Here is an 18,680-nt window from a genome sequence, read left to right as displayed (position 1 = left end):
TGTCAGAGGGGAGGTGCCGAGCCTGCCGCCGAAGGGTGCGTCCTGGGAGGCGCGCTGATTACGAAGCGTTGGAAATCGTGCGGGTGACGAGGGTCACCGTCTGGTCGGCGTTGACCTTGTAGACTTCGTTGACGTCACGGCCGCTGCCGTCTGAGAAGGTGTGGAAGAAGGTCGAGCCGGCAGGAGCCTTTTCGAGCTGGACGTTCGGGTTGTCATAGGTGATCGAGCCCGGGATCGGCTGGACGGCGGCGAAAGCGGCCGAACCGGCTGCGAGGGTAATCAGGGCTGCAGAGATGATGGTCTTCATGGTGATGGTCCTTTGTGCGTTTTGTGGGCGGGGGCTCGGGGCGGTGGAGAGGGCCGAGCCTGCCGCTGGAGGTCTTTGGCGTCCTGGGAGGCGCGCTGATTAAGAAGCGTTGGAAACAGTGCGGTTAACCAGGGTCACCGACTTGTCGGCATTGACCTTGTAAACTTCGCGAACGTCGCGGCCGTCACCGTTCGAGAACGTGTGGAAGAAGGTCGAACCGGCAGGTGCCTTTTCCAGCTGAACATTGGCGTTGTCATAGGTGATCGAGCCCGGGATCGGCTGAACGGAAGCGAAGGCTGCCGAGCCGGCTGCAAGCGTGATGAGGGCTGCAGAGATGATGGTCTTCATGGTCAGGTTTCCTTATCTAAGATTGAGCCATGCCTCAGGCATTCAGCTCCAGATTGTGGTAATGGGTAGTATCTACCTGTGATGGGGATCGTCCTTGTCCTGTCAGTCGTTCGACATGGAACGGGAGACGAGGGAGACGGTCCGGTCTGCATTCACCTTGTAGATCTCATGGACTTCCGTGCCGTTGAGATGGAAGGTGTGGAAGAAGTTCGAACCGGCGGGTGCCTGTTCGAGCCTTGGCTGCGCACCGCCATAGGTGATTGAGCCAGGGACTGGCTCGATCGCGAAAGCGGCCGAAGCGGCTGCGATGGTGGTCAGGAGTGCTGCTGCGATGGTCTTCATTGTGTTGGCCTTTAGAACCTTGCGTGATCGAACTGCTCGGTTCGATGAGATGTATTTGGCGTATTGCGATTGGGAAATCAATACCCCTTTGCGCACAATCGAACTGATTGGTTCGGTGAAAGTACCCGGTATCATGGAGGATACTTGAAGGAAGGATTGAGGAAAAACAGCGGGTTAGAATGGAAAGACACCGTCATTTAACTATGACATACAACGATTATTTTTTGTCATCATCACCCTTTTGTGACAGTTTGGTGGGCTCCTTGGGGCGTCCGCGGATGCCCAAGACAGCGTCTCCTCTCCGAGGCATCTGCATTCTTTTTTCGCAAAACCTGTCTTGACCTCAGCCCTCCCGCGGGACATAAAGCCTGCGAACCGTACCGTACGGTACCAGGAGGCGCCCATGTCCATCGACAATCAGACCTCGGAATTTACGCCGCGTCAGAACGCTGTTCTGGCCGAGGCTCTGCGTCTGCTCGTCGAGGGCGGCGACAAGGCGGTCACCACGGCCGGTCTGGCGCGCGCCGCCAATTGTTCGAAAGAGAGCCTCTACAAATGGTTCGGCGACCGCGACGGTCTGCTGTCGGCGATGATTTCCTATCAAGCCAGCAAGGTACGGACGTTTGAGCGGCCGGGTGAGCGCCTGACTGTTGCCACCCTGACCGATCATCTGGAGGTCTTTGCCCGGGATCTGCTCGAGGTTCTCGCCGGCGACGTTTCGCTCGCGCTCAACCGTCTCGCCATTGGCCAGTCTAGCCGCGACGGTTCGAAGCTTGGTACATTGCTTCTGGAGCGTGGTCGCCGGCAGATAGATCGTCGGGCACGGGCGCTGCTCGATGCCGGCCAGCGCGACGGCCTGTTGCGTTTCGGCGATGGCGAGGAAGCCTATCGCATTCTTTACGGTCTGATCGTCAGCGATCTGCATGTGCGCATGCTGCTCGGCGAGGCGCCCCAGACTCACAAATTCGGTGTCCGGGCGACGAAGGCGGTTGCCGCCTTTCTCGCTCTCTACGGGACCGACCGCGTACTGGCGGGCCTGGATGGGGCATCCCGTTCCGGCTCGCCGATCAACAACATCCATCACAACTGAAAAGCATAGGGAAGGACACTACAATGCGCGTCTATTACGATCGTGATGCCGACTTGAACCTGATCAAGTCGAAGAAGGTTGCCATCATCGGCTACGGTTCGCAGGGCCGCGCCCATGCGCTGAACCTCAAGGATTCGGGCGCACAGAACCTCGTCGTTGCCCTGAAGGCCGGCTCGCCGACCATCAAGAAGGCTGAAGCCGACGGTCTCAAGGTCATGACGGTTGCCGAAGCTGCCGCCTGGGCCGACCTGATGATGATGGCGACCCCGGACGAACTCCAGGCCGACATCTACAAGGCCGACATCGCACCGAACATCCGTGATGGTGCAGCCATCGCATTCGCCCACGGCCTGAACGTTCATTTCGGCCTGATCGAGCCGAAGTCGACCGTCGACGTCGTCATGATCGCACCGAAGGGCCCCGGCCACACGGTTCGCGGCGAATACCAGAAGGGCGGCGGCGTTCCTTGCCTCGTCGCTATCCACCACAATGGTTCGGGCAACGCCCTTGAACTCGCTCTCTCCTACGCCTGTGGCGTTGGTGGCGGCCGTTCGGGCATCATTGAAACCTCCTTCAAGGAAGAGTGCGAAACCGACCTCTTCGGCGAACAGGTCGTTCTCTGCGGCGGTCTGGTGGAACTGATCCGCGCTGGCTTCGAGACGCTGGTCGAAGGCGGCTATGCGCCGGAAATGGCCTATTTCGAGTGCCTGCACGAAGTGAAGCTGATCGTCGACCTGATCTATGAAGGCGGCATCGCCAACATGAACTACTCGATCTCGAACACCGCCGAGTGGGGCGAATACGTCACCGGTCCGCGCATCATCACGGCTGAAACCAAGGCTGAAATGAAGCGCGTCCTGCACGACATCCAGACCGGCAAGTTCACCTCGGACTGGATGCAGGAATACCGTGCTGGTGCGGCTCGCTTCAAGGGTATCCGCCGCATGAACGACAGCCACCAGATCGAAGAAGTCGGTGCCAAGCTGCGCGGCATGATGCCTTGGATCGCCAAGAACCAGCTGGTCGACAAGGCCCGCAACTGATCTTCATCTCCAGGGATGAACAAGAGGCCGGAGAGGGAAACTTCTCCGGCTTTTTCTTGTGCGCGTGGCGCACTCAGGCGGAGCCGACGAGCCTTTCCTCATGGTCGGTGTCGCAGACCCTGTTCCTGCCGCAGGCCTTGGCATCGTAGAGCCTGCGATCAGCAAGGGCGATCAGGCTGCGCTCATCCTCTTCAGGGCCAGCGGTTGCCACGCCGATGCTGACAGTCAGGTCCGCTGATCCACCATCGGCCGTCGAAAGGAAGAGCGAGGCCACACGCCCGCGCAGATCTTCGGCGAAGACGCCGGCCTGCAGGGCATGGTCACCCTGCAAGACGACGGCGAATTCTTCACCGCCATAGCGTGCTGCCGTGCCGTCGACGTCCCCCATGCTTGCAGCGATCACTTCCGCCACTACCTGGAGCGCTGCATCCCCGGCCTGGTGGCCATGGGTGTCGTTGAAAAGCTTGAAGTGGTCGATGTCGATCAGGAGCAGCGCCAGAGGTTCGCGGTCATTGCGGTATCGACCGAGACGATGGCTGAACTGCTCGTCGAAACCACGCCTGTTGCCGAGCCCCGTCAGGGCGTCGGTCACGGCATGGCGGCGCAATTGCTCGTTTGCATCAGTGAGTTTCTCGTTGCTTTCGGCCAGGGCCGCCACCAGCGTTCGGGTCTTCTTCTCCGCCGCCAGACGTCTCTCGTCCATGGCGATCAGCCGGATCATGTAGCTGGCGAGAAAGCCGACATAGGCGAGGCAGATCGGAACCATGATCCAGTTGCCCTCGCGCACGGCGACCAAGTTGACCGAGGCGATCATCACCAGCATGACGAGCATGGTAGAGCGGGGCGCCATGTAAGCGCGCGCGGCGCTCGACTGAAGGATGCCGCAACCGATGGCGAGGATGACGACCTGCGTGTCAGGGGTGCCGCCGCTATAGAGGATGGCAAGTGAAGCGCCCCAGGCGACGCCTGACAAAACAGAGACGAGCGTGAAGCGCTTCAGCCATTTCTGCGCCGTGTCAGACAATTTCCGCCGCCGGAACCGGAAGTCGGCAACGCCCCGCATGCTCACCTGCAGCGAGAGGATGGCCGCAACGATCCAAACCTCCCATGTCCGACCCTCCATATAGGGGAGGATGGCGGCCGACAGGATTGCGATGGCTGCGACGATGTGGGGGAAGATATGGAAGAGAGTGCTCAGATGCTCCCAGGGCGGATCCGCTTCATTGTCGATGCCGACCATCGGCAGGGTAAGCTTTCGCATCGGCAAGTGGCGGGTCCTTTCACTGTTACGAAGACTATAGAGCGAATCATCTCGCGTTTTAGGCTTGCCTGAAGAAACAGCAGAAACATGGTTGCCAAACGGTAAAGCGCACGAGTTCACCTCGATAGGTCAGTATTGTTGACCTATCGAGATTTTCATGGTCTGCTGCCTCAGATAACAACAAGACTTGAGGAAACGCCGATGCTGAACTGGGATCATGTCTTTGCCACGCGGTCGTCGCGCATGCGCGCGTCTGAAATTCGAGAGCTCCTGAAGCTCCTCGACAAGCCTGATATCATCTCGTTTGCGGGCGGTATTCCCGATCCGGCGCTGTTTCCCGAAAAGGAGTTTGCCGAGGCTTACGCCGGCCTGTTTGCCGATGGAAAGGCCGGCGGCGCGCTGCAGTATTCGGTCTCGGAGGGGTATCTGCCGCTGCGTGCCTGGTTGAAGGAGGAATTGGGGCGGCTCGGCATTGCCTGCGAGCTCGACAACATCTTCATCACGTCAGGCTCGCAACAGGCACTCGACTATCTCGGGAAGCTGTTTCTGTCGCCCGGCGACACGGCGCTTGTGACCTGGCCGACCTATCTCGGCGCGTTGCAGGCCTTCAATGCCTACGAGCCGGCCTATGACCAGCTGTCGATCGGAAACCGGACGCCCGAGAGCTACAGGGCCGAGGCTGAGGCGCAGGGGAGCGCCGTGAAGTTTGCCTATCTCTCCACCGATTTCGCCAATCCGACGGGTCAGACGGTTAGCCTTGAGGAGCGGCACCAGATCCTGGCCTTGGCCGACGAGCTCGATGTTCCGGTGATCGAAGACGCGGCCTATCAGCATCTGCGCTATGACGGGGAGGCTATTCCGCCAATCCTTGCGCTCGACATTGCCCGCAGCGGCGGCATCGACGCCGGCCGGACCACTTATTGCGGCAGCTTTTCCAAGACGCTGGCACCCGGTCTGCGCGTCGGCTATGTCGTGGCCGCCAAGCCCGTCATCCGCAAGCTCGTGTTGATGAAACAGGCGGCGGATCTGCATTCCTCGACGATCAACCAGATGGTCGTGGCCGAGGTAGCAGCAAAGCACTTTTCGGCACAGATTGAGAAGATACGGGCAGCCTATGTGGCGCGCCGCGATGCCATGCTGGCAGCGCTTCAGAAATACATGCCTGAAGGTACCGAATGGACGCGGCCGGAGGGCGGGATGTTCGTCTGGGTCACGCTACCGGAGGGCATGGACGGAGCCGAACTGCTGGCGCGATCCGTCGAGACGGAAAAGGTGGCTTTCGTGCCGGGCCAGGCCTTCTTCGCCGATCGTTCGGGTGCCAATACGATCCGGCTCTCCTATTCCTGTGCGAATGAAGCGATGATCGAGGAGGGCATCCGGCGTCTCGGCAGGCTCGTCGGACATGCGCTGGCACGCGCGGCCTGACCTTGGGTGAGCGGCGAGGCGTGAGCCTCGCTTTGGGTTGCGGCGGCGGAGAGGGCGTGATTGACTGCGCTTGATCCGCCTCCCGCGCCGCTCCTCATTCCCGGGTGCTCATGTCCATTCGCATTGCGACCTTCAATATCGAGAACCTGATCGCCCGCTTCGATTTCACCGGTTATCGCAACCAGTTGAAATCGGACCGGGTGCTGAAGCTGTTCGAGATCAAGTCGGAAGCCGACTATCAGCGGCTTGAGGCCGCCCGAATCGTCTCTTCTACCGACGACACCCGGCAGCTCTCGGCGCTGGCGATCGCCGACACCAATGCCGACATCCTGTGCCTGCAGGAGGTCGACAACATGGAAGCGTTGAAGGCCTTCGAATACGGTTATCTCTTCCGCATGATCGGCTCGGGCTATCGGCAGAAATATCTGGTCGAGGGCAATGACAGCCGCGGCATCGATGTTGCCGTGCTGATGCGGGAAGAAACCCGTGACGGCCAGCCGATCGAGTTACGCGACGTCACCAGTCATGCCGCACTCACCTATCACGATCTCGGCTTCTATCATCCGGGCCTCGGGGAGCGGATCCGGCCGGACGACCGCATCTTCAAGCGCGACTGCCTGGAGCTCGATCTGCGCGTCGGAGGTCGTCCGCTGACGGTGTATGTCGTGCATTTCAAGTCGATGACCAATGGCCGGGACGGGACGGACGGGCGCACCTCGACCATGCCGATCCGCGAGGCCGAGGCGAAGGCGGTGCGACACATCATCGAGAATCGGTTTGGCCCGGACAACGCTTCGCGGCGCAACTTCGTGATCTGCGGCGACATGAATGACTATCAGGAGCGCATCGACGTGATCGGAGATCGCCGCTCTGGATATGAATATGTGCATCGGCCGGATCTACCGAGTGCGCTCGATGTGTTCTCGCATGACGGTTTTGCGGAAAACCCGATGCTGAGACGGGGCGCACTCGATCGCTGGACGCTCTATCATGCGCGGGGTCCCGAAGAGCAGCATCTGTGTCAGCTCGACTATATCTGGCTTTCCAGTGGGCTCGCAGAGGCCAATCCGAAGGCGCTGCCGGAAATCATTCGCAATGGTCAGCCATTCCGGACGCCCTTTCCGCCGGGGCAGGAGGTCGAACGCTATCCGCGCACCGGATGGGACCGGCCCAAGGCATCCGACCACTGCCCGATTGCCATCACCTTGCATCTGCCATGAGCGATCTCTTGACTGACGAGGTTGGCCTGCCCGCCGATGGCAGCCTGCATCCGGTTCGCTCGCTGGCGCTGAGGGTGGCAGCCGATCCGCATCCGCTTGACCTCACTCAGAGCACTGCGATCTCTGCCAATTGGGAGCGTGAGGTGACGGCGAACCCGGCACTCTTCAACGGCCGGATGATCCTGCAACGTCAGATCCGCTACCGCGACGGGCATCTTGAGGCACTCGGCCATGTGTCGAGCTTTGCCACCTTCCTCTGGTGGCGGCGCCAGCCGGAGCTTGCCGGTGCCTGTCATCTCTTCGGCTATCCTGTCCTCGTCTCATCTGACGGGGCGCTGGTCGCGGTCGAGATGGCGCCGCACACCGCCAATCCCGGACAGGTCTATTTCGCTGCGGGTTCGCTCGATTTGTCCGATGTCGTGGACGGGGCTTGCGATATCGAGGGCAATATGCGGCGCGAGGTCATGGAGGAGACAGGGCTTGATCTCAACCTGGCGCATGCGGATCCGGTGCTCTACGCCAGCTATCGCTCGCGACGCCTGACTTTGGCACGCGTCTTCACCTTTTCGGATACGGCGGAGGCTCTTGCCGATCGGATCGACGCCTTCGCCCGCGATTGTCCGGAGCCGGAAATCTCCCGGGCGGTCGTGATCCGCTCTGGTGATCCGGCAGCGCAGCCTTACGGGGCCGCGATGCTGCCGATTCTCGGCTGGTATTTTCAGGATCGGGGATGATCGGGGCTCGGCTTGCCTTGCCGTTTCGCCTCGGGCAGTGTGTGCCGCGAGCGTGACCTTCAACGGAGATAGGCCCGTGGCGAGACAGTATGCCATCTATGACGTGTTCACCGACCGCAAACTGGCGGGAAATCCGCTCGCTGTCATCTTCGACGGCGCCGGCCTGTCCGACGAGATGATGCAAACGATTGCCGGAGAGATGAACCTCTCGGAGACCGTTTTCGTCCAGCCCGCCGATCACGCATCGCACACCGCCCGGATCCGGATCTTTACCCCTGGCCGAGAACTGCCCTTTGCCGGGCACCCGACGGTGGGTACCGCGATTGCGCTGGCAGAGCGCGCCTATAGCGGCGAGACCGCCAACATGGATCTCGTCTCCGTGCTGGAGGAAACCATCGGTCCGGTGCGCTGTGCGGTCCGGGTCAGGCCGGGTGAGGCAAGTTTCGCCGAATTCGACCTGCCGCGCCTGTCGAGCCGCCATGAGTTGCAACTGGATCGGCAAGGGCTTGCCGATGCGTTGTCGGTCAAGGCCAGCGCCATTGGGTTTGAAAACCATGTGCCGATAGTGTGGAGTGCCGGCGTCCCGTTTCTTCTCGTGCCTCTGCATGATCTTGCGACGATCGAGAGCGTCGAATTTGAGCCGCAACTGTGGGAACGCGTGGCGCCGATGAGCGAGGGACGGCTGACGTCAGCTTACATCTATTGTCGCGGCGGGGTGCATCATGCCGCAAAATTCCATGCGCGGATGTTCTCGCCCGATATGGGCATTCACGAGGATCCGGCGACGGGCTCTGCGGTGGCCGCGCTTTCAGGCGCCATCCATCATTTCGACGCGCTGCCGGACGGTCATCACCCGATGATGATCGAGCAGGGTGTGGAGATGGGACGGCCTTCCTACATTCACCTGCATATCGATGTGAAGGATGGCGCAGTCTCGCGGGCGCGGATCGGTGGCCAGGCCGTCCGCCTGGCCACGGGAATGCTGGATCTCTGAAAACATTGGGCATTTCCCGGTTTTTGAAATTTTTTTGACCAAACGGCCAAGAATTTTTGCAGCGGCGCTAGACAAGGTCGCATATCCTGTTTATACGCCCGGTCACGCCACCGGAAACGGGGCGGACGAGACCGGAAACGGTGTCAGGCGGGTGATTAGCTCAGTTGGTAGAGCAGCTGACTCTTAATCAGCGGGTCGTAGGTTCGAGCCCTACATCACCCACCATATTCTTCTTCAAAACAATATGTGGTCTTTCGGCGGAGTTCTGCGCGCATCGGGTTTGTTGTGTCCTCAGGGCGTGGCTGGATGGCGATAACAGAGCCGATTGGTCGTTCGGCAAGCCGTTCTTGGCCTAGGCACACATCAGTTTAGCCGGCTATCAAAATGTCGCGGAAAGAAGTGTGCGGACATCTTTCGCTCTGGGCGCTGATGTTCGTCATACGTTCTCCAGTGCCGTCGCTCATGTTCCGGGTTTGTTGCGGATTTTTGTGCGCGTTCGTCGGTCTTGCCTTGTGGATAACTGTGGACAACTGAGGTAGCCGGCTCAGCGTGTCGCGCTGAACCGGGCCTGGGGCAGAACATAAGGGATCGCAGCACTCGGCAGCCGTCCGACGCTGCCGGCAATGCCGTAGACATGGGCAATCGTCTCGTCGTCGATCGTTTCCTTGGGATGACCTTCACGGATCAGTTTGCCGTGGTGGAGGACGGCCAGGTGATCGGCGAATTCAGCGGCGAGGTTGAGGTCGTGCAGGATGGCCAGGACGACACCGCCGCGTCGGGCAAAGTCACGGGCGAGCTCAAGAACCGAGATCTGATGACCGATGTCGAGGCTTGCCGTCGGCTCGTCGAGGAAGATCGCGCGGGGACGACCATCAAGAACAGGTTCGGGCATCTGTGCCAGAACGCGGGCCAGCTGCACGCGCTGTTGCTCGCCGCCTGATAGCGCGTTGTAGCTGCGCCCCTCGAAGCCACCCAGCCCTACACGGATAAGCGCCTGGCGGCCCGCAAGATTAGGATCGCGGCTGCCATGCGCGACCGCGCCCATGCGCACCACCTCAAGCGCCGTGAAGGGGAAGGAGAGTGCCGTGGACTGCGGCAGCACTGCCCGCTCTCGGGCGAGCTCCACGGGGCTCAGCGAGGCGATACGCCGGTCCTGGTAAAGGATGTCGCCGTGGTCGGGGCGCATCTCGCCCGAAAGGGTCTTTAAGAGGGTGGACTTGCCCGCCCCGTTGGGGCCGATGATCACGGTGACCTTGCCGGCTTGCAGATGGAGGCTGACCTTGTTGACGAGAACGCGTCCACTGCGGCTGATCGTGATGTCGTGTGCGCGGATCATTACAAGCCCTCCATGGCCTGGCGGCCCTGTTTGCCGAGTAGAAGCATCAGGAAGACGGGCGCGCCGAGGATCGCGGTGATGATGCCGATCGGCAGTTCTGCCGGTGCGGCGATGGTGCGGGCGACCGTGTCCGCTAGAAGCAGCAAGGCTGCCCCGCCGAGCGCTGAAGCCGGCAGCAGGAAGCGATGGGACGGGCCGATCGCCAAGCGCAGCAGATGCGGCACGACAATGCCGATGAAGCCGATCGAGCCTGCGGCGGCCACGGTTGCGCCACAGGCGGCGGCCACAGCGAGGATCGTCATGCGCTTCAGCCGCTGCACGGGCACGCCCATGTGGAAGGCTGCGGCGTCTCCGAGGATCAGTGCGTCCAAGCCGCGTGCGACGAAGGGAATGATCGCCAGCACGAAGACCACAAAGGGCAAGATGGCGATGATCTTATCCGTCGTCGCGCCGCTCAATGAGCCGAGAGACCAGAAAGTGATGTCGCGCAGCGCCCGGTCATCGGCGATGAAGATCAGGAGGCCGGTGGCAGCCCCGGTCATGGCGGCAATCGCAATCCCCGAGAGGATGAGGGCTGTCGTCGATGTCTGGCCGTTACGGGTGGCGATGACGTAGAGCAGGAAAGTGTTGCCGAGACCACCGAGGAAAGCCATCAGCGGCAGGAACTGTTGGCCGAACACGACCTGCAGCGGAAAGAGGAGGGTGGGGCCGAGCACGATGGCGATCACGGCGGCAAGTGCTGCCCCGGAGGTGACCCCGACGATGCCGGGGTCGGCCAGGGGATTGCGGAAGAGGCCCTGCATCATGGCGCCGGAGACACCCAGTGCTGCGCCGATCAGGAGGCCCATGCCGGTGCGTGGAAGGCGCACGGCTTCGAGGATAATCAGGTTCTGCTGATCCATGCTCGCATGATCGCCGGTCAGATAGGCGACCAGATGCGGCAGGCCGACGCCGGTCGGACCGATCACGATCGAAACGAAGACGGCAATCGCAAGCAACACAGCCAGCAGGGCAAGAACGATAAACCCGAGAGCAGAGCGATCTCCGTCACGTCTGCCGAGGGTCGACATCAGGGCCAGCGTGTTCACGGTTACTGCCCTTCCGGATAGAGCATGGCGTTCAGGTCACGGGCGGCGTCGGCAGCACGCGGTCCGAGACCGAGGAGATAGAGGCCGTCCATGGTGAGGAAGGCCTTGTTCGCGCCGGCCGGGGTTGCTGCAAGCGCGGGGAGCTCAAAGGCCTTTTCGGCCGTCAGATGCTGGGCTCCGCCGCTCATCACGAGGATAACGTCGGGGGCTGCGGCAATCACCGCTTCATCGGTCAGCGGCTTGTAGCCGGAGATCGTGGACACGGCGTTCTCGCCACCGGCAAGCCGGATCATTGCGTCTGCAGAGCTCTCGCTGCCGGCCGCCATGACGCGTCCATTGGCAAGGGAGAGAGCGAACAAGACTTTCTTCTTCGGGCCTGTTGCCGCCTTCACCTTGTCTTCAATGGCTTTGAGGCTGGCCTCGACCGATTTCGCCAGTTCGTCAGCCTTTTCCGCGCGTCCGATCGCCTGGCCGATGGCGCGGATCTTTGCCGGGATCGCCGATGTTTCAGGGGGCGAGGGGATGCTGACGAAGCTGAGGCCGCTCGCCTTCAGGATGTTGATGGAATCGATAGGGCCTGCGCCGGCTTCAGCGATGATCAGATCCGGTCTCTGGGAAAGGACGCCTTCTGCCGAGACCTGGCGAACATAGCCGATATCAGGCTTGGAGCTTGCCTCCGGCGGATAAAGGCTCGTCGTGTCGACGGCGACCACCCTGTCACCCTCGCCGAGCGCATAGATGATCTCCGTCACGGTGCCGCCGATCGCCACGATCCGCTCGGCATCCTTGGCCGCTGCCGTCTGAGGCAGAACGAGCGGCAAAGAAAGGGCGAAGGCGAGGGTGGAGAGGAGCTTGCGGCGGGATGGGCGAAGGGACAACATGGATGTGCTCGAACCTATGATCCGGGCGCCCGGAGGCCGGCACGATGCCGCTCTGGATCGCCGATGATGAGAAAGCTGATGTGCGGGAAGCTCCCGACATTTAACTTGACTGTGCTACACAAGTTTAAATAGGAAGGCAACAGAGCGCGGTTGTTCCAGTAGGCCGGATTTCGGGGTAAACTCGTCCGCCGAGATCATGCCCGACCGCGACGATCAGATCTTGTCTTGCAGAGAGGGAAACAGACCCATGTACATCGCCATGAACCGTTTTCGCGTCGTCCCGGGCTTCGAGGAAGCCTTCGAGAACCAGTGGAAGGCCCGTGAAGGCCGGCTCGCAGAAATGCCGGGTTACATCGAATTCCACATGCTGAAGGGGCCGAAGGCCGAAGACCATACGCTGTACGCTTCGCACACCGTCTGGGAGACCCATGGCCATTTCGTCGCCTGGACGAAGTCTGAGCAGTTCCGCGCCGCCCATGCGCGCGCCGGCGAGAGCAAGGTTCAGTATCTCTCCGGCCCGCATTTCGAGGGCTTCGACGTCATCATTCATGAAGACCGCTCGGGCAAGCGCTCGGCTTCCGAAGCCGCGTGAGGCTCTGATGGACACGTTGACGCAAAGCAACGGTGACAGACGCGAGCGGGCGCTGGCGGCGCTCGCCGAAAAGCCTGACGGCGTGATCGAACAGATCGCCGCCAAGGCTGAGGTGACGCCTGCCGAAGTGCTCGCCATCCTGCCGGAAGGGGCCGCCGTGGTGGTGCCCTCCGAGAAGTGGGAGCCGATCTGGAAGGACCTAACCTCCTGGGGCGAGATCCTGATGATCGTCCACACTGACGACATCGTACTCGAGGTCGAGGGCAGTCTTCCCGAAGGCAGCGAAGGGCATGGCTGGTTCAACATCCATGGCGACAGTCCGATCGGCGGTCACATCCGCAAGGAACGTTGCGTCTCGATCGCTTTCGTCGATCGCGGCTTCCATGGGCGCCGGTCTTGTTCCGTCTGGTTCATGAATGCCGACGGAAAGGCCATGTTCAAGGTCTTCGTCCGTCGCGACAAGGAGCGCAATCTTCTGGAAGAGCAGGTCGCGCGCTTTGAAGCATTGCGGCAGACAGTCGCCTGACGGATAAACTCGACCCGCCGGACCGTCTGGGACGGCGGGTTCTTCCATTAAGCCCTTCTTTCTTTTGCCTTTAACTGGATCTATTGTCCTGCGGCTTTCATCCACGCACTGGACCACGTTTTGATCCGATTCCGTTCGATTTATTTCGCTGTCACGCTCTGCCTGCTGGCGGCGGGTTCTTCTTTGCTGCTTTCGCCACGCGTTGGCCAAGCACAGAACACCGATGCTGCGCCGGCGGTGACTGAGCCGGCTCCGGTCGAAGTGCCCGAGGGGCCGCAGCTGCAACCGGGGACATCGGCGCCGACTGCGGCCCCGGCTGCCGCCCCGGTCGCACCGCCGCCACAACGCGATGAGCAGATCGTCGCTGCCGAACGGCGCATCGAAGAGGCTCGGGCACGGCTGACCGGTCTGCGCGAGCAGGTCGAGAAAAATCTGCAGGAAGACGGCGTCCTTGCAGACCTGAAGGTGAAGGCCGACGCGCTGGTGCGGGAGGCGCTGGCTATTACCGTCGATTTGCGTCCGCGGATCGATGCCATTCAGGGGCGGCTGACGGAATTGGGCGCGCCACCCGCCGAGGGGCAGCCGACCGAAAGCGCCAGCGTCGCTGAAGAGAGGTCGCGGCTCAACGCCGCGCGGGCGGAAGTTAATGCGCTCACCGGTCAGGCTGAAGACCTGTCGATCGAAGCTAAGACACTGTCCGACCGGATCTCTGACACCCGCCGCGCGCTCTTCACGAGCCGACTGCTTGAACATACCGACATCAATGGTAGCGTGCTTGAGGATGCGATTCAGTCCTTCTCGGCCGATGTCGAGCGGGTTCAACGGAGCATCCTGAGCTGGCTGACCTTCGTCTTCAAGTTCAAGGCCCTGCCGCTGGCCATCGCGGTGCTTCTCTCTATGGCGCTCGCTTCGCTAATCTTGTTTGTCGAGTACCGGCTGTTCGGGCGGATCAACAGGCGTGACCTATCCATCGAATCGCCCTCTTATCTCAGCCGTTTCTCGGTTGCCTTCTTCTCGACGATCCTGCCGTCCCTGGCACTCAGCTTCTTTCTGGCTTCCACCTATTTCCTGCTCGATACGTTCAATGTGCTGAGAACCGACATCGCTCCGATCGTTGCATCGGTCTTTGCATTGATCGGTCTTGTGTTTTTCGTCATGGCCATTTCAAGAGCGGTGCTTGCGCCCGCGGCGCCTAACTGGCGGTTGGTCAAGCTTTCAAACAAGGGTGCACGAGACCTCAGCATCGCAATCTTCCTGATGGCGCTCGTCAACGGCCTCGACTATGTCGTGTCCGTCATGAACGAGAGCTACAGCTCGCCGGTCGTGCTGACCGTGATGCGCAGCTTTGCCTCCTCCGTGGTCATCGGCCTGCTGCTCTTCTTCATGTCCTTCCTGCGACCGGTGCTCGCCGAGTCAGGCGATCCCGCAGTCCGGGGACGGCCCTGGCCACGGGCGGTGGCCATCACGCTTCGGATTGTCGGTGCCGTCCTGATCCTTGCTGCTGCCATCGGCTATGTCGGGCTCGCGCGCTTCCTCGCGACCCAGATCGTTCTCACGGGCGCGGTTCTGGCGACGATGTATATCGGCATCCTGACCGGCAAGGCGATTTCCGCTCCCAATCAGTTCGGGGAAACCAGGGTCGGTCGGTTCATCGGCCGTCGTTTCCGCCTATCGGCTGTCGTGCTGGACCAAAGCGGTATCGGCGCCGGTCTGGTCATCTACGCCTTCGCACTGGTGACCGGCATTCCGCTGATCCTGATGTCCTGGGGGTTCCAGCCGCGCGATCTGCAGCTCTGGCTCTTCAACCTGTTCACCGAGATCAATGTCGGCACAATCCGCATCTCGATCTTCGGAATCCTTGGCGGTATCCTGCTGTTCGCTGCCGGCCTAGTCGTGACGCGCTGGTTCCAGAAATGGCTGGACGGCAATGTCATGGCGCGCAGCCATATCGACGGCGGCGTGCGCAATTCGGTGAAGACTGGTGTGGGTTATCTCGGTACCGGCATTGCCGGCATCATCGGCATTTCCGCAGCCGGTATTGATCTCTCAAGCCTGGCGCTTGTTGCCGGTGCACTTTCGCTCGGTATCGGCTTTGGCCTGCAGAACATCGTCTCCAACTTCGTCTCCGGCCTGATCCTGCTGGTCGAGCGGCCCTTCAAGGTCGGCGACCACGTGATCACCGGGGTCAATGAAGGCATCGTTAAGCGGATCTCGGTCCGCGCGACTGAAATCGAGACCTTCCGGCGCCAGTCTATCATCGTGCCGAATTCCGAACTCATCAATGCGCCGCTCGGCAACTGGACACATCGCAACCGCATGCAGCGCTCCGAGGTGCCCGTGAGTGTGGCATACGATGCGGATCCGCAGGAGGTGATCGATGTGCTCCTGGCTGTGGTGAACGAGCGGTCAGACGTCCTGCGCAATCCCGAGCCGCATGTAGAGTTCCTTCGTTTCGGTGCATCCTCGCTCGATTTCGAACTGCGCTTTCATCTCGCTGATATTGCCAACGGTCTGCGGGTGCGTAACGAAGTCCGTATCGAGATCCTCAGGCGTTTCCGCGCCCGCGATATTGTCATGCCTTACCCGCACCAGGACGTCATGCTGCATATCCAGGAGCATGACCGGCAAGCTCTTGTCCGGCGCAAGACCCGGGCGGACGATCGTCCCGAACTCGCAGAGGAATTGTCTCCAGCGCCGGATGATGACAAACTCCTGCCATGAACGCCGCATTCAGCAGCCATTCAGGCGAAATGGGGCACAAGAGGGGCAGGAGCGGTCGGAGGTGTACCGGGCGCGGTTGAGAGGACGGAGCCTTTGGCTCCGCTATCGGCATGAAGCAGTTCTATGCGCAGCTGGTTGTCGTGGTGGTTAGCAGCCTGTTGGCGGGGCCGACACTGGCAGCCTCGGTGCTCAACACCGGCAGCTCCGCCGTGGTCATTGTCGTGGTTGAAGAGGGTACACGAACCGAGATTTCGCTCGATGCCGGGGGCTCCGACACGATCTGCGCATCCGGGTGTTTCCTCACCCTGCCCAACGGAGACCGGATCGGGCTCACCGGCGAAGAAACCGTCGAAATCAAGGATGGTATCGCCACCATCAAGTGACCGGTTCCAGCACTGCTCGCCGGAGTACCTGGATATTCTTGAATGCTTAACTATGCGGGATTGTTGATGCAGGCGAAGAGCCTGAGTTAACGCTTCCGCAAACGGCCTTTGTTAGATGTCTTACAAATAAACAAGACAGTGAAGGCTGGTCATGGCAGTTCTCGGCATTTCTGGAATGCAGTATTCGGGAGAGATGTTTCCCGACGTTCGGATCGTTCTCGGTGAGGACTCCAATGTCTTCACGCAGATGATCAGTCAGCGCCTGAAGGAACTTATGGGCGTCGACATCGAGATATGCCGCACGTTCGAGGACTTGCAGATGGCCAATGAGCTGTCGCAGGAGCCTGTGGTCCTGGCGATCTCGAACATCAACCTGCCGGGCGCCGAAAACGGCGAAGCGCTGGAATACCTGATCGACTGCAACATCCCGACCGTGGTCTTCACGGGCACGTTTCAGGATGAGATGCGCGAAAAGCTGCTCGCCAAGGACATTGTCGACTACATCCTCAAGGACAATGTCTTCGCCGTCGAAATGTTGGCGGAGTCGGTCTATCGCTTTCTGACCAACCACCGTCACCACGTGCTGATCGTCGACGACAGTCCGACCGCACGCGCCCTTCTGTCCAGCCGCCTGCGCCGCTACAATTTCCGCGTCAGCCTTGCCGAGAGTGGCGCCAAGGCGATCGAGATCCTGAAGGCCAATCCGGATATCGGCCTCGTGGTCACCGACTACAACATGCCCGATATCGACGGTTTCGAGCTGACGCGACGCATCCGTTCAGTGCGCGGGTCGCATGAGCTGCGAATCATCGGCGTCTCGTCATCGACCAACCGACTGCTGTCGGCCCGCTTCCTGAAGGTTGGCGGAAACGACTTCATGCTGCGTCCGTTTATCGACGAAGAGTTCTACTGCCGCGTGAATCAGAACCTGGACACGCTTGTTCAGATTAAAGCGGCGCAAGCCCGCAAAAAATAGGTGCGACTTATAATTAAGGTCGCTAGTGTTCTGCCGAGGGAGGAGGTCGCTTATTGAGCGACCTCGGGAATTCGGTGGATATTTTATGTATTTTTCTGAGAAGTTTGACACCAAGCCCGCTGTCGTGGGTTCAAAACGCGCGGAGCAGGGTCGAGTCCTGATCATCGAGGATTCACGCGCGGTCTCCCAGGTGATGCGTCACCGGTTGGAAAACGACTTCTTCTGCCAGGTGACCCAATGCGCCTCGGCAGACGTCTTTCGCAACGTGATACGCGGCGGCGACACGTTCGATGTCGCGGTTGTCGATCTCAATCTGCCCGGTGCATCGGACGGCGAAATCCTTGATGCCGTGATCGCCGAAGGGATTCCGGCGGTCGTTTTTACCGCTGATTTCAATCATGACCTGCGCGAGCGTTTGCTCCAGAAGGGCGTGGCCGACTACCATATCAAGAATAACGAAGGGGCGATCGACCTCGTCGTCTCGTCCGTCCTGCGCCTACTCGGCAATCGACAGGTCGGCGTGCTTGTCGTCGACGACCTGCCTTCGGCCCGGGCGATGCTGGCCGATCTCCTGCGTGTGCAGAAATTCCAGGTCTACGAGGCGGCCACCGGATATCAGGCCATGGATATCCTGACGCGCCAGCCGCATATCGAGCTCGTGATCACCGATTACAACATGCCCGACATGGACGGCTACGAACTGACGCGACGAATCCGTCGTGATCACAACAGCGACCGTCTCCGGATCATCGGCATTTCTTCGTCCGCCGATCGCCTTCTGTCGGCAAGCTTCCTCAAGGCCGGGGCGAACGACTTCGTCTATCGTCCCTATGTCATCGAGGAGTTGCAGTGCCGGATCCAGCATAACATCGAGACGCTGGCGCAGCTCCGGCAGCTCCGCGTGGCCGCGTTTAGCGATTATCTCACGGGTCTTCCAAATCGCCGCTATTTCTTCGACGAGGGACCGGCGCAAGTGGCAGGACGTCTTGAGCGGGACGAGCCATGCTGCATCGCCATGCTTGACATTGACCATTTCAAGAAGCTCAACGACACCTATGGCCATGAAATCGGCGACCGGGTTCTGCAGGCGGTCGGTGCCAAGCTCGCGCGCCGGCTCGACGGCAGCGGTCACCTCTTGGCCCGGCTCGGTGGCGAGGAGTTCAGCGTCTTGATGTTGGGCCTCGATGTCGAAAAGGGATCAGGGCTCTGCGAGACGTTGCGGCGCGAGATCGAGAGCCTGCGGGTGGCACTCGATGATCAGGATATCAGCGTAACGATCTCGATCGGGCTCGCGGAGATCGCCGGACGGGAGAGTTTCAGCAATTATCTCGCAGCGGCCGATCAGTTGCTATACCTCGCGAAAAGCTACGGTCGGAACCGTGTCTATTCCGAGACCATGCTTTCCTGATCTGA

The 18,680-nt window shown here is 60.7% G+C and carries 19 protein-coding genes and 1 tRNA gene; 13 read left to right on the top strand and 7 right to left on the bottom strand.

Annotated features, from left to right (window positions below; genetic code table 11):
• Window positions 1–58: 58 nt before the first annotated feature.
• The 3 genes from ACQKP1_RS11750 to ACQKP1_RS11740 all read right to left on the bottom strand — a co-directional run bounded on the left by ACQKP1_RS11750 (window position 59) and on the right by ACQKP1_RS11740 (window position 997).
• A complete protein-coding gene (locus ACQKP1_RS11750) occupies window positions 59–307 on the bottom strand; it encodes a hypothetical protein (protein ID WP_427275356.1) in 249 nt (82 codons plus the stop codon).
• 99 nt (window positions 308–406) lie between these two features.
• The gene (locus tag ACQKP1_RS11745) at window positions 407–655 is read right to left on the bottom strand and encodes a hypothetical protein (RefSeq protein ID WP_006728148.1); all 249 of its coding nucleotides are present in this window, start codon (window positions 653–655) and stop codon (window positions 407–409) included.
• A 102-nt stretch (window positions 656–757) separates the two neighbouring features.
• Window positions 758–997, bottom strand: a complete 240-nt coding sequence (locus ACQKP1_RS11740; RefSeq protein ID WP_427275355.1) for a hypothetical protein — start codon at window positions 995–997, stop codon at window positions 758–760.
• A 403-nt stretch (window positions 998–1,400) separates the two neighbouring features.
• On the opposite strand from ACQKP1_RS11740, the gene ACQKP1_RS11735 reads away from it, so the two are divergent.
• Together ACQKP1_RS11735 and ilvC are read left to right on the top strand one after the other, a co-directional pair.
• A complete protein-coding gene (locus tag ACQKP1_RS11735; RefSeq protein ID WP_427275354.1) occupies window positions 1,401–2,087 on the top strand; it encodes a TetR/AcrR family transcriptional regulator in 687 nt (228 codons plus the stop codon).
• A 23-nt stretch (window positions 2,088–2,110) separates the two neighbouring features.
• Window positions 2,111–3,130, top strand: coding sequence for a ketol-acid reductoisomerase (gene ilvC, locus ACQKP1_RS11730; RefSeq protein WP_054151077.1), 1,020 nt, complete (start codon window positions 2,111–2,113; stop codon window positions 3,128–3,130).
• A gap of 73 nt (window positions 3,131–3,203) precedes the next feature.
• Here ilvC and ACQKP1_RS11725 read toward each other — a convergent pair whose 3' ends face one another.
• Complete coding sequence (locus ACQKP1_RS11725) at window positions 3,204–4,391, bottom strand: diguanylate cyclase (protein ID WP_427275353.1); 1,188 nt, start codon at window positions 4,389–4,391, stop codon at window positions 3,204–3,206.
• Between the two features lie 201 nt (window positions 4,392–4,592).
• Here ACQKP1_RS11725 and ACQKP1_RS11720 point away from each other — a divergent pair, with 201 nt between their 5' ends.
• The 5 genes from ACQKP1_RS11720 (at window position 4,593) to ACQKP1_RS11700 (ending at window position 8,989) form a co-directional block, all read left to right on the top strand.
• Complete coding sequence (locus ACQKP1_RS11720) at window positions 4,593–5,816, top strand: PLP-dependent aminotransferase family protein (protein WP_427275352.1); 1,224 nt, start codon at window positions 4,593–4,595, stop codon at window positions 5,814–5,816.
• A 110-nt stretch (window positions 5,817–5,926) separates the two neighbouring features.
• Window positions 5,927–7,036 (top strand): endonuclease/exonuclease/phosphatase family protein, encoded by a 1,110-nt coding sequence (locus ACQKP1_RS11715; protein WP_427275351.1) that lies wholly within the window; start codon window positions 5,927–5,929, stop codon window positions 7,034–7,036.
• 8 nt (window positions 7,037–7,044) lie between these two features.
• The gene (locus tag ACQKP1_RS11710) at window positions 7,045–7,770 is read left to right on the top strand and encodes an NUDIX hydrolase (protein ID WP_427275350.1); all 726 of its coding nucleotides are present in this window, start codon (window positions 7,045–7,047) and stop codon (window positions 7,768–7,770) included.
• 76 nt (window positions 7,771–7,846) lie between these two features.
• Entirely contained in the window at window positions 7,847–8,764 is a 918-nt protein-coding gene (locus tag ACQKP1_RS11705; RefSeq protein WP_427275349.1) for a PhzF family phenazine biosynthesis protein, read from the top strand.
• Window positions 8,765–8,913: 149 nt separating this feature from the next.
• Window positions 8,914–8,989: transfer RNA gene (locus tag ACQKP1_RS11700), tRNA-Lys, on the top strand.
• Window positions 8,990–9,308: 319 nt separating this feature from the next.
• Here ACQKP1_RS11700 and ACQKP1_RS11695 read toward each other — a convergent pair.
• Genes ACQKP1_RS11695 through ACQKP1_RS11685 form a run of 3 tightly spaced genes read right to left on the bottom strand, consistent with a single transcriptional unit; the run spans window position 9,309 to window position 12,069 of the window.
• Window positions 9,309–10,100, bottom strand: coding sequence for a heme ABC transporter ATP-binding protein (locus ACQKP1_RS11695; protein ID WP_427275348.1), 792 nt, complete (start codon window positions 10,098–10,100; stop codon window positions 9,309–9,311).
• Entirely contained in the window at window positions 10,100–11,170 is a 1,071-nt protein-coding gene (locus ACQKP1_RS11690; RefSeq protein ID WP_427276443.1) for a FecCD family ABC transporter permease, read from the bottom strand. Before ACQKP1_RS11690 ends, ACQKP1_RS11695 begins: the two co-directional genes overlap by 1 nt.
• Before the next feature lie 20 nt (window positions 11,171–11,190).
• The gene (locus ACQKP1_RS11685; RefSeq protein WP_427275347.1) at window positions 11,191–12,069 is read right to left on the bottom strand and encodes a heme/hemin ABC transporter substrate-binding protein; all 879 of its coding nucleotides are present in this window, start codon (window positions 12,067–12,069) and stop codon (window positions 11,191–11,193) included.
• Between the two features lie 247 nt (window positions 12,070–12,316).
• Between ACQKP1_RS11685 and ACQKP1_RS11680 the strand changes: the two genes are divergently transcribed.
• From ACQKP1_RS11680 to ACQKP1_RS11655, 6 genes are all read left to right on the top strand, one after another.
• Entirely contained in the window at window positions 12,317–12,661 is a 345-nt protein-coding gene (locus ACQKP1_RS11680; protein ID WP_054151069.1) for an antibiotic biosynthesis monooxygenase family protein, read from the top strand.
• A 7-nt stretch (window positions 12,662–12,668) separates the two neighbouring features.
• Window positions 12,669–13,187, top strand: coding sequence for a heme utilization cystosolic carrier protein HutX (hutX, locus tag ACQKP1_RS11675; protein ID WP_427275346.1), 519 nt, complete (start codon window positions 12,669–12,671; stop codon window positions 13,185–13,187).
• Window positions 13,188–13,307: 120 nt separating this feature from the next.
• Window positions 13,308–15,908: a DUF3772 domain-containing protein gene (locus ACQKP1_RS11670; RefSeq protein WP_427275345.1), complete on the top strand. Its 2,601-nt coding sequence runs from the start codon at window positions 13,308–13,310 to the stop codon at window positions 15,906–15,908.
• Between the two features lie 110 nt (window positions 15,909–16,018).
• On the top strand, window positions 16,019–16,291 hold the full coding sequence (locus tag ACQKP1_RS11665; protein WP_427275344.1) for a hypothetical protein: 273 nt from the start codon (window positions 16,019–16,021) through the stop codon (window positions 16,289–16,291).
• 151 nt (window positions 16,292–16,442) lie between these two features.
• Window positions 16,443–17,267: a response regulator gene (locus ACQKP1_RS11660; RefSeq protein WP_427275343.1), complete on the top strand. Its 825-nt coding sequence runs from the start codon at window positions 16,443–16,445 to the stop codon at window positions 17,265–17,267.
• Window positions 17,268–17,352: 85 nt separating this feature from the next.
• A complete protein-coding gene (locus tag ACQKP1_RS11655) occupies window positions 17,353–18,675 on the top strand; it encodes a diguanylate cyclase (protein ID WP_427275342.1) in 1,323 nt (440 codons plus the stop codon).
• Window positions 18,676–18,680: the final 5 nt, after the last annotated feature.

The sequence above is a fragment of the Allorhizobium sp. NPDC080224 genome, from assembly GCF_050281005.1.
Taxonomy (GTDB): Bacteria; Pseudomonadota; Alphaproteobacteria; order Rhizobiales; family Rhizobiaceae; genus Allorhizobium.
The sequence above is the reverse complement of the archived record's forward strand: the minus strand, read 5'-3'. Positions and strand labels throughout refer to the sequence as shown.